The following is a 17,390-nucleotide window of genomic DNA, read 5'->3' on the forward strand; positions in this document are numbered from 1 at the left end:
GACACTATAAGAAATTTGTTACTTTTTTCAATTTATTATTTTAAAGGTTATGCAAACCTTGTGACTGAGCTTTAGCAGCAACCATTTCGGCATAACTACTAAACTTGACTTGTTCTGATTTTCTTACGGGTAATAACTTACCCTGATTATATAGACTACCGAGTACATGGCTTTGATTCATTGAGTTTTCTATATTTGTGTATATGTCACCTTGTTGGAGTGCGTCTCTTTTTTCGGTATCAAAGCTTCCTTTGATTATTTTTCCGCTTTTTGACAGGCTTTTAAAATCTTTCGGCGAGTCGCCCTGCTCCACCATTCTTTGCTTAATCTCATCTATTATCCGATTAAGTTCTTGCCTTTCTTTTAAAGAAGATTCGTGATAAATACGCATTTTATGCGGATTAAAATCAAAATCATCAGCTCTTAAAACGTCTAGCGAATCAGCAGATTTTATTACTTTTTTATAAATTTCCGGACCTCCATGTTCCATAGATGAAGCAGCATGGCATATCTGAAAGGCTTTTTCAAGACCTATAATATCATTTGCCTTCATAAAATACATACAGTTGCTTACACTCCTTATCTCACTTTTAGTGTAAGGAGCATCTCCCGTAAGATCGGACTTACGTCCGGAATCATGCAATAAACCTGCAACCTGCATCGCCGTAACCTCTTCTTGAGAGAGTTCTCTTGCCTCTGCGTCTCCTTTAGAAACCAGATAGTTTGTAAGGACAGGTATGTAATATGCTACACGACTTACGTGTAAAGGACCATGGCGAACAGGTCTTTGTGCCGAGCTTAATACACCCTCGTTCAACACAGCAGTGTGATTTCTTTCCGTGCCATATTCTTTTTTTGTATCATCGGTCAAATGATAAAAATTTTCAAATATCTGTTTGGCAAATTCCTTCAATACACACCTCCAAAGTAATATTTTGATAACAATCGTATCTATTTGAGTAGTATTTTAACATAACATGCTTGATTTTACAATCTAATCACCGACAATTGAACATTATGAACTTCTTTATCTTTTAAGATTAGATGTTTTTGTAATTATTTGTCGAAGTAGTTTTAACTCGGACCAAAATTCTTTTCAAAATCATTGATAGCACGGTCTAATGACTGAATACGCTGATCGTCAATGCGTTTTTGCCATTTCCCTTTTCTTTCTTCAACCCTTGATGCTTGTTGTTGTTTTGTATCGGCAAACCTTGACTCGTATTCTTCGGATCTGTCTTTATCGGAGTCCATTCTAACACCTGCATCTTTCAGGGCTCTTAGTCCGTCCGGACTAAGAGCTTCCACCATTTTTCTATCTATAATTACCTTACTAAGAGTATCCTTGCTTGCATAAGGATTTACGGTCAGGTCGGTAGCCTTAAGTTCTCCATCATCATTCCAGTCGGGTTTAAATGAAAATGCTACGCTAGAACCCGGTGCACTCAGTGGAGCCGCCTCATATTCACTTGATTTAGGGTCGTATGACTCTTTATCATTGTGATAAGACGTATCAACATATTTATCAGGGTATATTGCATATACTCTTCCATCATCACTTTTGCCGGCATAAGTTGCGGCTTTATCGGGGTGATACGATGCAGAAATCAAGCCGCCTGTCGCCCCCATCATATTGCCGGAATCTCCTCTTTGGCTTGATCTGACGGCTGTGTCGTTAACATACGCAGTATTTAAATATAGACCCGTTAACTGAGAAAAAAGTGAGTCGCTTTTTGCCTGCCATGGTTCCTGACCCGAGAATACCGGAGGTATCCAGCCGTCATTATAAGCCCTGTCGTCCTCTCTTCCAGTTGCTCCTCTTGCAGCACCCCGATACAGAACAGTTCCGTCCTCATTCTTTTGCATTTTAGGATATTCCGAACTTGAAGCCAATGCTGCCTCTGCAAAACTATCCCTTACGGCTAACAGACTTGGATTTGCATTAAATGTCGTTGTCGCAAATCCGTTTAATTGTCTTGCCAACTTATCACTATCAATCTTAAATAACGGCTTATTTTCTTCAGGCATTTTTCAATTAATTATTAATTTATTACTAATATTATATACATAATTTAGTTAATATTTTATTAAATAAATTACAAAAATCTCACGCAATGCTAAAAATATCCTTAAATAATTGTTATAAACCTGAGTATAACCATACTTAATTGTGTTTCATCGGAGTTTTATGTTAACAGCCTTAAATTTTTGTAATTTTTATGCCAAATCTCAAGCTTTTCTTGTAAGAACTACTTAAATATGCTAGGTTGCGTTGCATATAATCACTTATCCCCGATATATAGTCCTATGCCGCATATTTCCTCAAAATTTATAGCCATATTAATATTTGCGGCAGTCTTTTTGTGGATAGGCTCAGGCTTTTTTCCGAGCATGGCAAACAAGCCTGAAGACGGCGGTACTGCAACCGCTCAAAAAACAACATCTACCGCACCGAAGGTCGGTATAACAAAGTCGGTAGCAAAAAACATCTGGCAAGAAGTTCAGCTATACGGCACTACCCAGTCATACCGCAGGGTAAATATAAGATCGCAGACACACGGCAAAGTCGAGAAAATATCGGTATTAGAAGGCGGAAGAGTTAAAGAAGGTGATATAATTTTATCCTTAGAAGTCGAAGACAGGAAAAAAATCCTGCAAAGTGCCGAAGCACTATTAGCACAACGCCAACTTGAATATGATGTGGCAAAGTCATTAAAAAATTCGGGTCACCAGTCCAAAACAAAATTATCGGAAAGCTACGCAAACCTGCAATCTGCCGTAGCGAACCTTTATAAAACCCAGACCGATTATGATGATATTTCTATAAAAGCGCCTTTTAACGGTATAGTTCAGGAGTTGCATGTTGAAGAAGGTGATTATCTCCATCAGTCCGGTGAGCAGGTTGCTACCGTTATCGATGATTCGAAGATACTTGCCGTTGTACAGATACCTGAAAATAAAATAACCGGTATAAAAATAGGCAATAACGCAACGATAAAAACCGTAAGCGGAATAGAAACGGTCGGGTTTGTTAGTTACATAAGCAAGGTTGCCGAAGCCTCTACAAGAACTTTTAGGGTTGAGGTAGAAATAATAAATGACGGCTATGATTTTTTTGAGGGCATGACTACGGGGATTATAATTCCTGTAAAACAAATAAAAGCCCATCTTATCAAGCCTTCTTTTTTCACTCTTGATGAGTCCGGAGAGATAGGCTTAAAAACACTATCCCATGAAAGCAGAGTGGAATTTTATCCTATAAATATAATTAAAGAGTCTAAAGAAGGGGTGTGGATAACAGGCATACCCGATAACACTAAAATAATAACCGCAGGTCAGGAATTTTTAAGGGTTGGCGATAAAGCGGTAGTGGCTGAGTAAAAAGATGGACACTTTCATTGACGCATGTATAAACAGATACCGCACGATAATACTGATATTGCTGTTAGTATTTGCCGTCGGCACATCTTCATACAGGTCTATACCCAAAGAGCAAGACCCTGACGTACGCATACCGTTTATCATAACGACAATGACCCATGAGGGCATATCGCCTGAAGATGCAGAGCGTTTACTTATAAAGCCGATGGAAAAGGAACTGCGTTCCATAGAGGGTGTAAAGGAAATGACTGCTTACGCAACCGAGGGGCGTGCATCTGTCACATTGGAGTTCAACGCCGGTTTTGATAGCGAAAAAGCATTGAACGATGTACGTGAGAAAGTTGATCTTGCAAAAACAGAGCTGCCGACAGATACAGATGAACCTGATGTAAAAGAAATAAATTTAAGCCTGTTCCCCGTGATAAACGTGATTATCGGCGGTGACATACCTGAACGCACTTTAGTTACCATAGCCCGTAACCTACGCGATAAGATTGAAGAACTGCCTAATGTCCTTGATGTCAATATAGCAGGCGACAGGGAAGAAGCAGTTGAGATTGAGATAGACCCGATAATGATAGAAAGCTACCGTATAACGCTGGCAGAGATGAATCAGGTAGCAAACGGTTTTAACAGGTTGATAGCGGCCGGTGCGCTTGATAACGGTAACGGGCGTTATTCAGTTAAAGTCCCAGGTTTATTAGAGGGGTTAAGCGATATTTTATCGCTTCCTGTAAAAGTAAACGGCGATTCTGTTATAACTGTTCGTGATATCGCAAAAATTAAAAAAACTTTCAAGGATCCTACAGGCTTTGCCCGAGCAAATGGTAAAAAATCTCTTGTACTTGAAGTTTCAAAACGTACAGGAACAAATGTCATCGAAACTATAACTCAGGTCAAGGAGCGTGTTGCATTTGAAAAACAGTTCTGGCCTGAACATATTGACATTACTTATTCAGGGGATAAGTCAGGTACTATAATCAATATGCTCAAAGACCTTGAGAATAATATAATCATGGCAATTTTACTGGTCATGATAGTAATTATTTACTTTGTGGGGCTGCGTTCGGCAACACTTGTAACTATAGCAATTCCGGGGGCGTTCTTACTTGGAGTTCTGTTTATTGATTCTATCGGGCTAACCGTCAATATAGTTGTGTTGTTCAGCCTTATATTATCTATCGGTATGCTTGTGGATTCGGCTATCATCACATGCGAGATGGCAGACCGTAAAATGACCGAAGGGAAAAGCAAAAAAGAGGCTTATACCGAAGCGGCAAAATATATGAAATGGCCTATCATAGCCTCCACCGCCACTACTTTAGTAGTGTTCATGCCGTTATTGTTCTGGCCGGGGATAGTCGGGCAGTTCATGCAATATATGCCTATTACTTTGATAGCCACTCTTACAGGCTCATTATTAATGGCGATAATTTTTATTCCTACTATAGGGTGTATATTGCCTTTCAAACACAAACCCTCACAGAAGGTTATTGAAAATATCGAGTTAACCGAAAAAGGCGACCTTGAAAAACTAAAAGGCTCCGCATCAGTTTATTACAAATTACTAAAGGCGGTTGTAAACCATGCAGGAATATTTGCCCTGTTTATATTCCTGATACTATGCAGTGTATATGTATATTATGCCAAATTCGGTACGGGTGTAGAATTTTTCCCCGAAATAGAGCCTGAAACATCGCAGATTCAGATAAGGGCTCGCGGCAACCTCTCCGTACAGGAAAAAGACGCGTTAGTCAGAAAGGTGGAAGAACGGATATTTGACGTTGAGGGCATAAGGGTATTTTACGCAAAATCCGGTGCTATGGAGGGCGGCAAGGGCATACCTGAGGACGCAGTCGGAATTGTCAATATAGAATATGATGACTGGAACAAACGCCCCAAAGCCCATAAGATAGTGGAGGAGATAAAAAAACGCACAGAAGGCATGGCAGGTATAATAATAAGTGCACAGGACGAACAGGCAGGTCCGGGTGCTGCAAAACCGATAGAACTGATAATATCCTCCCGAAAACCGGAATTGCTTGAACCTGCCGTTACCAAAATACTTGATTTAATGAGCAATATTGAAGGCTTGGTTGATATTGAGGACACAAGACCCATACCGGGTATTGAATGGAATATGGATATAGACAGGTCGATGGCGGCAAAGTTCGGGGCAGATGTAAATATACTGGGTAATTTCATCAAGTTTATAACTAACGGGCTTAAAATGACCTCTTACCGCCCTGACGATTCTGATGAAGATGTTGATATCCTTATACGCTTTCCGGAAGAAAAGCGTAACCTTACCGCCCTTGATGATTTAAAGGTAGCAACCGAGGCAGGATTGGTTCCCATATCAAATTTCGTAACACGCAAGGCACAGCCAAAGGTAGATACGATATACAGAATAAACGGTATGCGTAATATGACTATCAAGGCTGACGTGGCAGAAGGTGTCCTTGCCGATACCAAAGTTAAGGAAGCCAAAGAAATGCTTGCCCAAATGGAGCAAAACCCCGATATCTCGGTACGCTTCAAAGGCGATGAGGAACAACAAAACGAAGCACAGCAATTCTTATCTAATGCGTTTATACTTGCCCTGTTTTGTATGGCACTGATATTGGTAACGCAGTTTAACAGTATATATTATATGCTGATTATATTAAGTGCCGTATTTTTATCTACCGTAGGTGTATTGCTGGGCCTGATAGTTACAGGGCAGCCTTTCGGTATAGTAATGTGCGGTGTCGGGGTAATTTCCCTTTCAGGTATTGTGGTCAACAATAATATCATATTCATAGATACGTATCAGAAGCTGAAAGCGGAAGGTATGGAGCCAAGGGAAGCAGTCCTACGGACAGGAATACAACGCCTGCGTCCTATTCTTTTAACGGCTGGCACAACGGTTCTGGGATTGATACCGATGGTACTGGCACTAAATATAGATTTCATCACAAGGGAGGTTACTATCGGAGCACCTTCAAGCCAATGGTGGAGACAGCTTTCAACATCAATAGCCGGAGGTCTCACTTTTGCTACAATTTTGACGTTGTTTTTTACCCCAAGTTTGCTTATAATAGGAGACAGATTCTTTTATAAAAAACCTGAGGCAACGAAAAAGAAGCCAAAGTCAAAAAATGAAAAGATTAGAACAAGAGTATAAAGATAAACTTATAATATCAATAGTTACAACATCTTGGTATGCACCAAGTGACCAAATACAAGGTGCTGCCGCTTTTTTTGAAGAATCAGGATTCGGTGTGCGTATTAAAACACGCGGTCTTGACACAAAAGAAGAACGTGATAAATACGACATTGCATCGGTATTTCAGAAAATCAAGGGGGAATATTTCAAATCCGAACCAACCTCAACAGATGAAGAAAGAGAAGCGACTCAAAAAGATTTTGAGAAGGATTATCTCGACTACTCTGCCGCATTTAAAAAAATGAAAAAAAAGGACGGAAGCTCTACTAATGTTGAGGACGAACGGCTACAAAGGTTAGGTAATAATGAATTTGTACCGTTAAAAGATTATCTAGAGGATACTTATAAAAAGTCACAAATATTAAAAGAAGAAGTTGAAGCTGCAAGTCGTGGTGAAGTAGATGTTATATGGCCGGTTGACGGAGGAAGCGGAGCACCGGAAATGTTATCGTTCCTTCCTGATAAATTACCTGAAAATCCGGCGGTAATAGTTGGTATGAGTGATGTCGGGCATGTCCAGAATGCTTTAATACACTCAACAAATCATTCGATGAAGGGCATTCAAGAGTTCGGCTCACGTGTATTTGGAGATAGATTATTTACCGATAGAAATAGAGGACGGATAAACGAGTTATTCTCAACTATACAAAAGACTCGAAATGGTGAGGAAGTTGATGCTGAGTACACACTTAAAGCCGGTGAAAAAAATAAAACCCCAACAAAGCCTCAACTAGTTAATATGAGTGGAGGAACGCTCAATGTTATTAATCGGGCAGGCGATTATGATTTGCCTTTAAGCAATGATAAAAACTCTGACACGGTTATTGTTGAAATGCATGGACAGGCTAAAAAATTAGCAGGGGATGTCAGCCAACGAGCCGAAGATCGGGAACAAGATTCATTTGATAAGATTTTCGGTAATAAAAAAAACATCATTTTAGGTAACGTTCTATTCGATAAAAAAAGTGATGAGTTTCAAAGATTCACCGATAGAGCATCAGATGAAGGCATAAATGTTTATGAGGGTCTGCCGTTCGGTCATGGCGGGACTCGGTATCAAAGGCGACCTATTCCGCTTAATGTTGCTAGCGTTCTTCTTCCCGGTTCCTCTGAAACAGAAGCCACTTTGCTTATTAATCCTTCAAAAGAAAAGCTACAGGAAAAATTAGAGGAAATAGGATATAAATATACTCCTGCAAAATTTGTTGAAACATTAAAAAGCTCCCCCGAACAAGCAAGGGAATTTATAATGTCAGAACCTGAAATGGCTGCCGTAATGATAAAGTATAGCGGTTTACAGCCTAAAGATATTTTCGATCAGGTGGGTGTTGATGAAAGCGTTCAGAAGCAAATAACTGATAAAATATCTCAAGGGATCGGTGAACCGAGGGACAAGAAGATTAGTTCGCCACAAATTCAATTCCCGGATAGAATTATTAGAGAAGTTAAAGAAAGTGATTTAAAAATGCAGGAACAATTACAGCTCGGCAAAGAAAACTTAAAGCAAGTACCGGAAGAATTAATGAGTATGTCTGAAAAACATCAGCGGGAGCTATTGGAAATCTCTAAGCTTCTAAAAGGTGAGGGAGCTAAACCGAGCTATGACGATAACGGAACTGAAGTTCAATCAAAGGCAAAAAGCGAAACTAAAAGACGAGAACACAACACTCCTCAAAACGGTATAAATCTATAATAGCTTTGCACGTCTGCTATAATAAAGACTACAATGCGATTTATATAAAATCTATATTTATCGAACACTCCCTAACCCGTTGCTAAATAAAGTATTTGACAAGCGTGTAATAGATATGTTATGTTGGTTGTTGCAAGGTTGAAAAATGCATATAATTTTTAACTCCAAGTAGGAGTTCATGGGAATGAAAAGTAGAAAACAGTTAGTTTTTGCAAGTTTATTGGTTTCTTTAACGGCTTTTAGTTCAAACGCTAATGCTATTGAGCAATCCGTTATTGATGACGTATATTTAGATTCAAGAGAAGATATCCTTGAAAACAATAATGTTTCGTTCGGTTACAGGCTTCTATCGGCGGATAGCGTTTTAAAAAACGCACGCATTGAGCAGCAGCTATCTCACAACAAGGCAATATATGAAAATAACAGCTATCACAAAACAAAAGTGATGTCTAATTTTGTATATGACATAAAGAAGAAAAACGGTGTTAATGCTTATGTGGGAGCCGGTATCGGTGTTATGCACATTTCAAGCACCGATGATAATAAAGACGAATCGGAAACGTCACCATCTTATCAGGTTATCACAGGCATGAGCTACACATCGCCTAATCTGCCTTCATTTAAATTCCAGCTAGGTTATAGCTATATTGACAGGGTGGCAGGTCAGGAAGCCGGCAACGACCTGCACTTAAAGCAGGATAACTTAGAAAATGACGGAAACCACGCTGTTTCAGCAATCATAAAATACACTTTCTAAAAAAATATATTTTTGCTAAAAGTGATATATAAGATTAATTTACATAAAAAATTAACTTAATTAATTATATTAGCATGAAAAAGTCCGAACGATTCTTTAAAGATAGCGATAAAGAACTTAATTATATTTTTTGTGAACCGGAGAATCTCGACACCTCAAAACCTGTTGATTTGGTTTATGCATTACACGGGCTAGGAGGAGATGCCGAATCTTTTAGCGAATCTACACAAATATGCCCTGAATCTGCATCTACAAATTCGCTTGTTATAATCCCGTCTGCTCTAAACAAGGCTTGGCAGGACGAATCTATTAACCTTCTAAAAAAGCTAAATGAAAAAATAAACACCGATTACAATATTGATAAAACACATATTGTCGGTCACTCAATGGGAGGCGCTACGGCATTAGAGCTATTTTGCGACAACGGATTTTCTACCGATAATATATTTGCGGTCTCTACCTCTTATGATTACGAAGGGTGCAATCCCGAACACGGTTCAAATATTTACTTATACCACTATAGGGGTGATGCGATAGTTCCTGTAGAAGGCGGTACAAGTGCATTACCCGCAGTCGGCAATGTTGTCTCTCAAAATGAGTTGACGAATAATGCTGCAATATATAACGGTTGCGATATGTCGGATCGTCAAGTAATAGACGAAGGTTCAAAAACAACCGCACAATATAATAACTGCAACGATAATACCATCGTCAGGCACACGAAAGATTTGCCTTCTAACCTACGCCCGCATAGTTGGCAAAAAGAGCAAACCGCAAAGATACGGGATATAATTGAAAATCAATCCTACCCTTCCATATCTCCATCTTCATTCACATACGGTACTTCTTCTAATCCTTCATTTACCGCACAGCCGTCTTTACCTGAGGCATCTTCTTCGGCAAGTTCAAACAGACCGGATATAGGTCTTATAACCTCAATTGCCGCAGGAACTACAGCGGCTTTAGTTTTCGGTTCTATGTTTACTTCATTTTTTTGTAAAAAGACAAACCTTCATACCGAACGATTAGAAAGGGAAAGGGATAATAAGCAGTCAGGTTCAAATGCCGAATATAAAATATTATAAATGTATTGTTTATAAAAAATATATTTTTGCTATAGTGCTTTCAAAATACATAAAAATACGAAAGAAATCACTATGGACAAATTTATAATCGCAGGTAAAGAATTTAACTCGCGCCTTTTGGTCGGAACAGGAAAATATGCTTCACTGGAGGAAACAAGGGACGCTATACGTGCAAGCGGAGCAGAAATAATAACCGTTGCGGTACGCCGTATTGATGTAGCGGAACAAAAAAGCATTCAGGATTATTTACCTAAATCGGAATTCACATATCTTCCGAACTCGGCAGGCTGTTATACCGCCGATGAGGCTGTAAGAACACTACGCCTTGCCAAGGCGGCAGGCGGCGGAAATCTCGTGAAGCTGGAAGTTATAGGAGATAAAACCACCCTATACCCCGACATGGAAGAAACATTAAAAGCGGCTAAAACTCTGGTAGAAGAGGGCTTTGAAATAATGGTATATTGCAATGATGACCCTATCTACGCAAAAAAACTCGAAGAGCTTGGCTGTGTGGCTATCATGCCCCTTGCCGCTCCTATAGGGTCGGGTCTTGGCATACAAAACCCTCTTAACATAAGGATAATTGTACAAAACGCATCAATACCCGTATTGGTAGATGCAGGAGTCGGCACAGCCTCCGATGCGGCTATCGCTATGGAATTGGGCTGTGACGGCGTATTAATGAACACGGCAATATCCGATGCCGACAACTCTGTGTTGATGGCAAAAGCAATGAAAAAAGCGGTAGAAGCAGGAAGGCTTGCATATTTAGCCGGCAGAATGGCAAAAAAGGAATATGCTGTTGCGTCCTCCCCTGAAGTCGGAATTATATAGAAACACGATAAATGCCTATGACAAGAGAAATAAAGATATTTTTCATACTCGCTGCCGCAATTACGGCTTATAGGATATATTATCTGTCGCTAGAAGAGTTCAACCTGTTTTTTGACGAGGCACAATACTGGTATTGGGCACAAACATTTGACTGGGGCTATTATTCCAAACCACCAATGGTGGCATGGCTTATATCACTTACCACAGGCATATGCGGCGATACCGAGGGGTGCGTAAGGCTTGCCTCACCTTTGCTGCATTTTATTACCTCGGTCACTATATATTTTATCGCACAGGAATTATATAAGGACGAAAAAGCGGCACTTTTTAGCGGTCTTGCTTACGCAACTTTGCCTGCCGTTTCGGTCTCCTCAGCCCTGATATCAACCGATCCGCCACTACTTACCTTTTATGCGTTATCACTATTATTCTTTATAAAAGCCGTTAAAGAGGAAAGCTACAAACACTGGATACTTGCCGGAATTACGGCAGGTTTTGGCATGATGAGCAAATATAACATGCTGTTATTTTTATTATCCGCAATGCTGTATATGTTCTTGTCACCGGATAACAGGAAGCATCTAAAAGACAAAGGTTTTTGGACGGCATGTGTTATTGCCGGCTTGATATTTCTGCCCAATGTTATCTGGAATTTCAACAACGGTCTTGTTAGCTTCCTACACACAAAAGACAACGCCCAAGGTGAAGGTTTTTCTCTGCACTTTGATAAGATGTTTGAATTTTTAGGGTCGCAGTTCGGGGTGTTCGGTCCTATATTTTTCGGAACTTTGTTATTCATATTATTTAAAGTGATAAAAAGCTGTAAGACCGATGACGAAACAAAACTGCTTTTATGTTTTACTCTTCCCCTTTTACTTGTGATAACTACCGTTAGTCTGTTATCAAGAGCTCATGCCAACTGGGCGGCTCCCATATATGTTCCGGCAACGGTTCTGGTGTGTGCTTACCTCCTGCAAAACAATAGGAAAAAACTGATTATAGCATCATTTGCAATTCACATCATTGCCGCAGGGCTGCTTACTAATTTTTATAAATTAGATAATATTCCCAATATTGAAATAGCAGGCAGTAAGACAAAAATAGCGAACGGGAAATTATTCATAAAAGACCCGTTCAAGCGTGTGCATGGCTGGGAAGAACTCGGTCAGGGCGTGATAGTATTATTAGACTCATACCCTGACGCTACCGTTCTTACCGACTCCCGCAAGATTCATTCGGAATTGCTATATTATGCAAGACCACGTGCGTATGATGCCGTTAAATGGAACCCGACAGGCAACCGTGGCGACCATTTTGAAGTTACCACCGACATTAGGGAAGCTAAAACAAAAGACTTTTTATATATAACTGCTAATAACTCCGCTGACAAAATGGATAATTATTTTGAATCGGTAGAAAGAGTAGGCAACGTACACATTCCCCTTTATGAAGATTTTGATATAGATTTTTATTTTTACTACCTGAAGGGCTTTAAGGGATATGATACTGAAAATAATGAAATATCACCCTGAATTTATTTCAGGGGCTTTTTTCAATCTTCTCTTTTTCCTCACTAAACATCAACTTATGCAATATATAGCACATTCCAAGGACAAATAATCCTGAGAAAATAACATCGCTTAAGAAGTGCGCACCCTGCACTATTCTGGTAGCCCCATAAACACTACCCAGCATAGTTGCAAGAATAGAAAATTGCTTTCGCTTTTTTGGAAATGCAAACGCAAATGAGAAAAAGAAGAAGCCTACGGAAGGGTCACCCGATGTAAATGAACAGTTTCTTTCGCACTGGTCGGTTATTATAAGAGGAGGCGTAAATTCTTTCTTCCCGCCAAAATTTTCTACCTGATGCGGTCGTGCTCTGCCCCAGTTATCCTTGAATATGGCATTTACCACCAGTCCGGGACCGATTGCTAAGCATAATATAAGGTAAGCTATCTTTTTTTTTGTAAAACCAAGAATGTCAGATTTTTTTAAATAGTTCAAACCTAGCATGAAAAATAAAAAAACCGCTATGCAGATAGTTACATACTTTACCGATTCACGTAAAAATGCAAATATGGGATTTTTACCCAAGAAAAAGCCAAACACCATAGGCTCATCACTTATCATGGTTACTTTTTCACGGAAAAACAAACCTGAAACATAAAGGTCTAATTGCGGATAATACAAAAATAACGCTGCTATTACAGAGAATATGACTAAGTATAATATCTGATATTTTGTCATTTTCATTTCTTTGATAGCCTCAAAGTTATATTTTCTTAATTATTGTTTGCAAAACACTTAATATCAAAAATTACCCCTTCGGTGTCAGATAACCGGTAACCGATCTGTCAATTTGCAAAACTTCCCTAGCTGCTTCCTGAACCTGCTTTGCGGTAACTTTATCAATATTTTTTTCCCAGTTATCGGCATATTCCATTCCAACGCCTGTTGCCATCATCTGACCGTAAAGATATGCCAGAGTTTTTAAATCCTCCCTTGCATATATAGTTTCTGCTATCAGTGCGTTTTTGGCTCTTTTTAGTTCTTCTTCAGTTATGCCGTTTTGCTTAATATTTTCAATCTGCTTTTCAATTTCTTTTTCTATCTGTGCGATATCACTTTTATCTGACGGAATAGCATAAACCCCGAAAAAAGATTCCCCTAGCTGAAGGTCGTTATAGTAACTTGAAACGCTTACGGCAATCTCCTGTTCAACTACAAGATTTTGGTACAGCCTTCCCGTATCACTTTCAGCCAGAATATATGAAAGTAAAACCAGCGGATATGCCATTTCTTTTGCATCGGTATTTTGGCTTGGTGCAATATAATACCTGCTCCACTCCGAGCGGGTAACTTTTTCATCTGCAAGACTAATATTAATAGCAGCAAAATTATCTGTAGGCTCGCTAACCGTAATCCTTTCCGGAGTTTTTTTTGTTTTTATTTTACCGTAATATTTTTCCGCCAGCGGTTTTAATTCCTCCTCGGTAATATCGCCGGATACGACTAAAATAGCATTATTGGGTGCGTAATAATTGTCATACCATTTTTGTGCATCTTCAGTTTTAAGTGCCGCAATTTCATGCCTCCAACCGATAAGCGGAGTGCCGTACGGGTGATTCCTGTATAATGCCGCACGCATCTGTTCTGCGATAACCGAGGAAGGCTTGTTATCTACCCTTGCGGAGCGTTCTTCTAATATAACATCACGTTCGGTCAACACTTCTTTTTCATCAATTATAAGGTTTTCCATACGGTCTGATTCCATATCCATAACCGGTTCCAGCTTGTCACGTGAGATATTCTGGAAATACGCCGTATAGTCATAACTTGTAAAAGCGTTATCCTCACCTCCTGACTTTGCTATGGTTTTTGAAAACTCGCCCTTGCCATAGCGAGGAGTACCCTTGAACATCAGATGTTCCAGAAAATGTGCTATACCGCTTTTGCTTAGCGGCTCATCAACAGCACCTATTTTATACCAAACCATATGGGAGACGGCTGAAACCTTTGTATTTGGTATAACTACCACCTGCATTCCGTTATCAAGTGTAAAACCTTTTGCCCCGAAACTTTTTGCTATTGAAACTTCAGGGTAAAAACCCAGCAATATAATTATAATGAAGCTGAATATTTTTTTCATGCGTGTCCTTTATTTTTTATAACCGATAGTATAATAACCACCTTTTCAAATAAAACCAGTATAGCTTTTAAAAGGAAATACTTTATTGTAATTTTTATGTATCTGTGTTATTACAAGTTTTCAAATTTATAGATTTAAATGTTATGAATAAAGACATCAGATGGCAGCAGCGTTTTGCAAATTATAAAAAGGCTTTGTCACAACGATCTGATTTTATAAAGAAGCAGGATTTGAACAAACTTGAAGAACAGGGAATTATTCAAGCCTTTGAATATACTCATGAGCTGGCGTGGAAAACGCTGGCTGATTTTTTAAAAAGCAGCGGTAATACCGAAATATACGGTTCAAAAGATGCTACTCGCGAAGCTTTCGGGCTAGACCTGCTTGAAGATGGCGATATCTGGATGCAGATGATACAAAGCAGGAATATGACCTTCCATACATATAATGAGGAAACCGCAAAACAGATAGTAAGTGCTATCCGAAATAGCTATTTCATGGCGTTTACAAATTTAAAAGAAGTTCTGGAAGCTAAAGAAAAATGAATTTCGGTTTAGATGATAAAACTATAGGGCTGGTAAAAGGGGTTTTTTTAAAATACCCCGAAGTAGAATCGGTAACTTTATACGGCTCAAGGGCAACGGGTAAATTTACACAAGGTTCCGATATTGACCTTACGATAAAGGGGACGAGCATAGATATAAGTGTTTTAAGCAGGATAAGTAGCGAACTTGACGATTTGTTAATTCCATATACATTTGATTTATCGTCATTTTCTGATATTGATAACCCTGATTTACCGAATCATATAAAAAGTTTCGGTATCATCTTTTATAAAAAGGGCGAATAGTGATAAAACGTTCTCATATTGCGGCATTACATGATATATTTATGGCATCGGCAAGCCTGATAACATCCTTGTATTTGCGGCTTGGTGAGAATTTTGCAGCAAGTTATAATTACCTTACCCCCGCTATTTTGTTATTCACGGCTTCATGTGCCTGTGTATTTTTCTTTATGGGGCTTTATAAAGGTGTTTGGCGTTACGCATCGCTTAATGACCTTGTAAATATTGCAAAGTCGGTAGTTCTGGCAACGCTTATCTTCATACCGCTGATGTTCATGTTCAACCGTCTGGAAGATTTCCCCCGCTCGGTTCTGATAATAAACATACTTGTACTTATGGCAATGTTAGGCGGCCCCAGAATCCTTTACCGCATGTTGAAAGACAAGGATATTTCCCTTGGATTCCTGCAAAGCGGAATTGACGAGAGGACTCCTGTTTTACTTGTAGGAATGTCTGAAAACGGCGTAAGTTTTTTAAAGGAATGTGCAAGGCGTGAACGCTCAGAATATAAGATAGTAGGTATAATAGATAATGACAAAAACCGTATGGGGCGAAAAATTCACGGTATAACCGTCTATGGCGATGTTGACTCCATACCGGTTGCGATAAAACGCCTCAAGCGTGCGAATCAGCAACCCAAAAGGGTTATACTGGCACAGGATTATCTTGATAAGGAAACCGTTACCAAGCTGCTGAAAATGTCTGATACGCTTGGGTTTAAACTTGCAAAACTGCCTCGCATATCCGACTTTAAGGATAACATCGACAAGCTTGAAGTAAGACCAATCGCTATTGAAGACCTTTTAGGACGTGCCGAAATAACTCCTAGCCTTGGACGACGTGAAACTCTTATTAACGGCAAAAATATACTGGTGACAGGTGCGGGCGGCACTATAGGCAGTGAGTTAGTACGCCAGATATGCGAATATAGCCCTTTGCGTATAATTCTTTTAGAGATATCCGAATATAACCTTTACATGATAGACAAGGAGCTGGAAAATCTGGATAAGGATATTGAGATAATTTCCCTTATCGGTGATGTACGTAATTATAAATTACTCAATAAGATATTTGAAGAACATAAGCCTGATATTGTTTTCCATGCGGCAGCTTTAAAGCATGTGCCTATAGTTGAGCAAAACCTGATTGAAGCATTCATGACCAATGTTATAGGATCAAAAAATCTGGCTGACATCTGCACCCGTCATAAGGTAAGCCGTATGGTAATGATATCTACCGATAAGGCTGTCAACCCCACTTCCCTTATGGGAGTTACAAAGCGTATAGCAGAATGCTATATACAAAGCCTCGGTAATTCAAACGAAAATTCGGATACTATTTTCTCTACGGTCAGGTTCGGCAATGTTTTGGGGTCATCGGGTTCGGTTATACCTTTATTCCAAAGCCAGTTGGAAAAAGGAGGGCCTATAACAGTTACCCACCCTGACATGGAACGCTTCTTCATGACCGTTCCTGAGGCTGTGGAGCTTGTGCTTCAGGCATCTACTATAGAAAATGAAAATAATGATAAATCAGGCATATTCGTGCTTGATATGGGCAACCCCATCAAGATAGTAGACCTTGCCGCACAGATGATAAAACTTGCCGGTTTTACACCTGATGAAGATATCAAGATAACGTTTACGGGTGTCCGAGAAGGTGAAAAATTATATGAAGAATTATTTTATGATGATGAGGTCAGAGCAGAAACTCTTTATAAAGGCATCATGAAAGCTATAGCAGGCGATATTGATTTTCAGGATATCGTAAACAAAATAAATGCGGCGGAAAAAGAGTGTGAACACCAAAACCGTGAGGGTTTGACGGATATATTATTGCAAATAGTTCCTGAATATCTGACGGAACATAAAAAACAAATTGAAAAAGATGCGGCTTAAGCCTCCTTTCTTTATTCCCTCTCCCTATGGGAGAGGGT

14 protein-coding genes are annotated in these 17,390 nt (G+C 39.4%); 10 read left to right on the top strand and 4 right to left on the bottom strand.

What is annotated here, in order from left to right; translation table 11 throughout:
* Positions 1–40: 40 nt before the first annotated feature.
* Positions 41–913, bottom strand: a complete 873-nt coding sequence (locus O2942_06180; GenBank protein MDA0781836.1) for a SidE phosphodiesterase domain-containing protein — start codon at positions 911–913, stop codon at positions 41–43.
* Between the two features lie 161 nt (positions 914–1,074).
* Complete coding sequence (locus O2942_06185; protein ID MDA0781837.1) at positions 1,075–2,028, bottom strand: hypothetical protein; 954 nt, start codon at positions 2,026–2,028, stop codon at positions 1,075–1,077.
* Positions 2,029–2,307: 279 nt separating this feature from the next.
* Between O2942_06185 and O2942_06190 the strand changes: the two genes are divergently transcribed.
* From O2942_06190 to O2942_06220, 7 genes are all read left to right on the top strand, one after another.
* Positions 2,308–3,381: an efflux RND transporter periplasmic adaptor subunit gene (locus O2942_06190; protein ID MDA0781838.1), complete on the top strand. Its 1,074-nt coding sequence runs from the start codon at positions 2,308–2,310 to the stop codon at positions 3,379–3,381.
* Positions 3,382–3,385: 4 nt separating this feature from the next.
* Positions 3,386–6,547 carry an efflux RND transporter permease subunit gene (locus O2942_06195; protein MDA0781839.1) on the top strand — a complete coding sequence of 1,054 codons (3,162 nt, stop codon included), beginning with the start codon at positions 3,386–3,388 and terminating at the stop codon, positions 6,545–6,547.
* A complete protein-coding gene (locus O2942_06200; GenBank protein MDA0781840.1) occupies positions 6,522–8,282 on the top strand; it encodes an LD-carboxypeptidase in 1,761 nt (586 codons plus the stop codon). Before O2942_06195 ends, O2942_06200 begins: the two co-directional genes overlap by 26 nt.
* 184 nt (positions 8,283–8,466) lie before the next feature.
* Positions 8,467–9,039, top strand: a complete 573-nt coding sequence (locus O2942_06205; GenBank protein MDA0781841.1) for a P44/Msp2 family outer membrane protein — start codon at positions 8,467–8,469, stop codon at positions 9,037–9,039.
* 74 nt (positions 9,040–9,113) lie between these two features.
* Positions 9,114–10,124, top strand: a complete 1,011-nt coding sequence (locus tag O2942_06210) for an alpha/beta hydrolase (protein MDA0781842.1) — start codon at positions 9,114–9,116, stop codon at positions 10,122–10,124.
* A 72-nt stretch (positions 10,125–10,196) separates the two neighbouring features.
* The gene (locus O2942_06215; protein ID MDA0781843.1) at positions 10,197–10,958 is read left to right on the top strand and encodes a thiazole synthase; all 762 of its coding nucleotides are present in this window, start codon (positions 10,197–10,199) and stop codon (positions 10,956–10,958) included.
* A 17-nt stretch (positions 10,959–10,975) separates the two neighbouring features.
* A complete protein-coding gene (locus tag O2942_06220; protein MDA0781844.1) occupies positions 10,976–12,490 on the top strand; it encodes a glycosyltransferase family 39 protein in 1,515 nt (504 codons plus the stop codon).
* A gap of 7 nt (positions 12,491–12,497) precedes the next feature.
* Here the strand turns inward: O2942_06220 and O2942_06225 are convergent, their stop codons facing one another.
* Complete coding sequence (locus tag O2942_06225; protein ID MDA0781845.1) at positions 12,498–13,205, bottom strand: phosphatase PAP2 family protein; 708 nt, start codon at positions 13,203–13,205, stop codon at positions 12,498–12,500.
* Between the two features lie 70 nt (positions 13,206–13,275).
* A complete protein-coding gene (locus O2942_06230; protein MDA0781846.1) occupies positions 13,276–14,607 on the bottom strand; it encodes a pitrilysin family protein in 1,332 nt (443 codons plus the stop codon).
* Positions 14,608–14,750: 143 nt separating this feature from the next.
* Between O2942_06230 and O2942_06235 the strand changes: the two genes are divergently transcribed.
* The 3 genes from O2942_06235 to O2942_06245 are packed head-to-tail and all read left to right on the top strand — an operon-like array spanning position 14,751 to position 17,352.
* Complete coding sequence (locus O2942_06235) at positions 14,751–15,152, top strand: nucleotidyltransferase substrate binding protein (GenBank protein ID MDA0781847.1); 402 nt, start codon at positions 14,751–14,753, stop codon at positions 15,150–15,152.
* On the top strand, positions 15,149–15,457 hold the full coding sequence (locus O2942_06240) for a nucleotidyltransferase domain-containing protein (protein ID MDA0781848.1): 309 nt from the start codon (positions 15,149–15,151) through the stop codon (positions 15,455–15,457). The genes O2942_06235 and O2942_06240 overlap by 4 nt, the downstream gene beginning before the upstream one ends.
* Complete coding sequence (locus tag O2942_06245) at positions 15,457–17,352, top strand: nucleoside-diphosphate sugar epimerase/dehydratase (GenBank protein ID MDA0781849.1); 1,896 nt, start codon at positions 15,457–15,459, stop codon at positions 17,350–17,352. Before O2942_06240 ends, O2942_06245 begins: the two co-directional genes overlap by 1 nt.
* Positions 17,353–17,390 lie beyond the last annotated feature (38 nt).

This window comes from Pseudomonadota bacterium (assembly GCA_027620075.1).
Classification (GTDB): domain Bacteria; phylum Pseudomonadota; class Alphaproteobacteria; order Rickettsiales; family UBA6187; genus 1-14-0-20-39-49.

Coding starts and splice junctions, on each gene's coding strand:
- O2942_06240 (MDA0781848.1), top strand. CDS start 15,149: ATGAATTTCGGTTTAGATGATAAAACTATAGGGCTGGTAAAAGGGGTT.
- O2942_06210 (MDA0781842.1), top strand. CDS start 9,114: ATGAAAAAGTCCGAACGATTCTTTAAAGATAGCGATAAAGAACTTAAT.
- O2942_06225 (MDA0781845.1), bottom strand. CDS start 13,205: ATGACAAAATATCAGATATTATACTTAGTCATATTCTCTGTAATAGCA.
- O2942_06195 (MDA0781839.1), top strand. CDS start 3,386: ATGGACACTTTCATTGACGCATGTATAAACAGATACCGCACGATAATA.
- O2942_06205 (MDA0781841.1), top strand. CDS start 8,467: ATGAAAAGTAGAAAACAGTTAGTTTTTGCAAGTTTATTGGTTTCTTTA.
- O2942_06190 (MDA0781838.1), top strand. CDS start 2,308: ATGCCGCATATTTCCTCAAAATTTATAGCCATATTAATATTTGCGGCA.
- O2942_06230 (MDA0781846.1), bottom strand. CDS start 14,607: ATGAAAAAAATATTCAGCTTCATTATAATTATATTGCTGGGTTTTTAC.
- O2942_06235 (MDA0781847.1), top strand. CDS start 14,751: ATGAATAAAGACATCAGATGGCAGCAGCGTTTTGCAAATTATAAAAAG.
- O2942_06220 (MDA0781844.1), top strand. CDS start 10,976: ATGACAAGAGAAATAAAGATATTTTTCATACTCGCTGCCGCAATTACG.
- O2942_06215 (MDA0781843.1), top strand. CDS start 10,197: ATGGACAAATTTATAATCGCAGGTAAAGAATTTAACTCGCGCCTTTTG.
- O2942_06200 (MDA0781840.1), top strand. CDS start 6,522: ATGAAAAGATTAGAACAAGAGTATAAAGATAAACTTATAATATCAATA.
- O2942_06185 (MDA0781837.1), bottom strand. CDS start 2,028: ATGCCTGAAGAAAATAAGCCGTTATTTAAGATTGATAGTGATAAGTTG.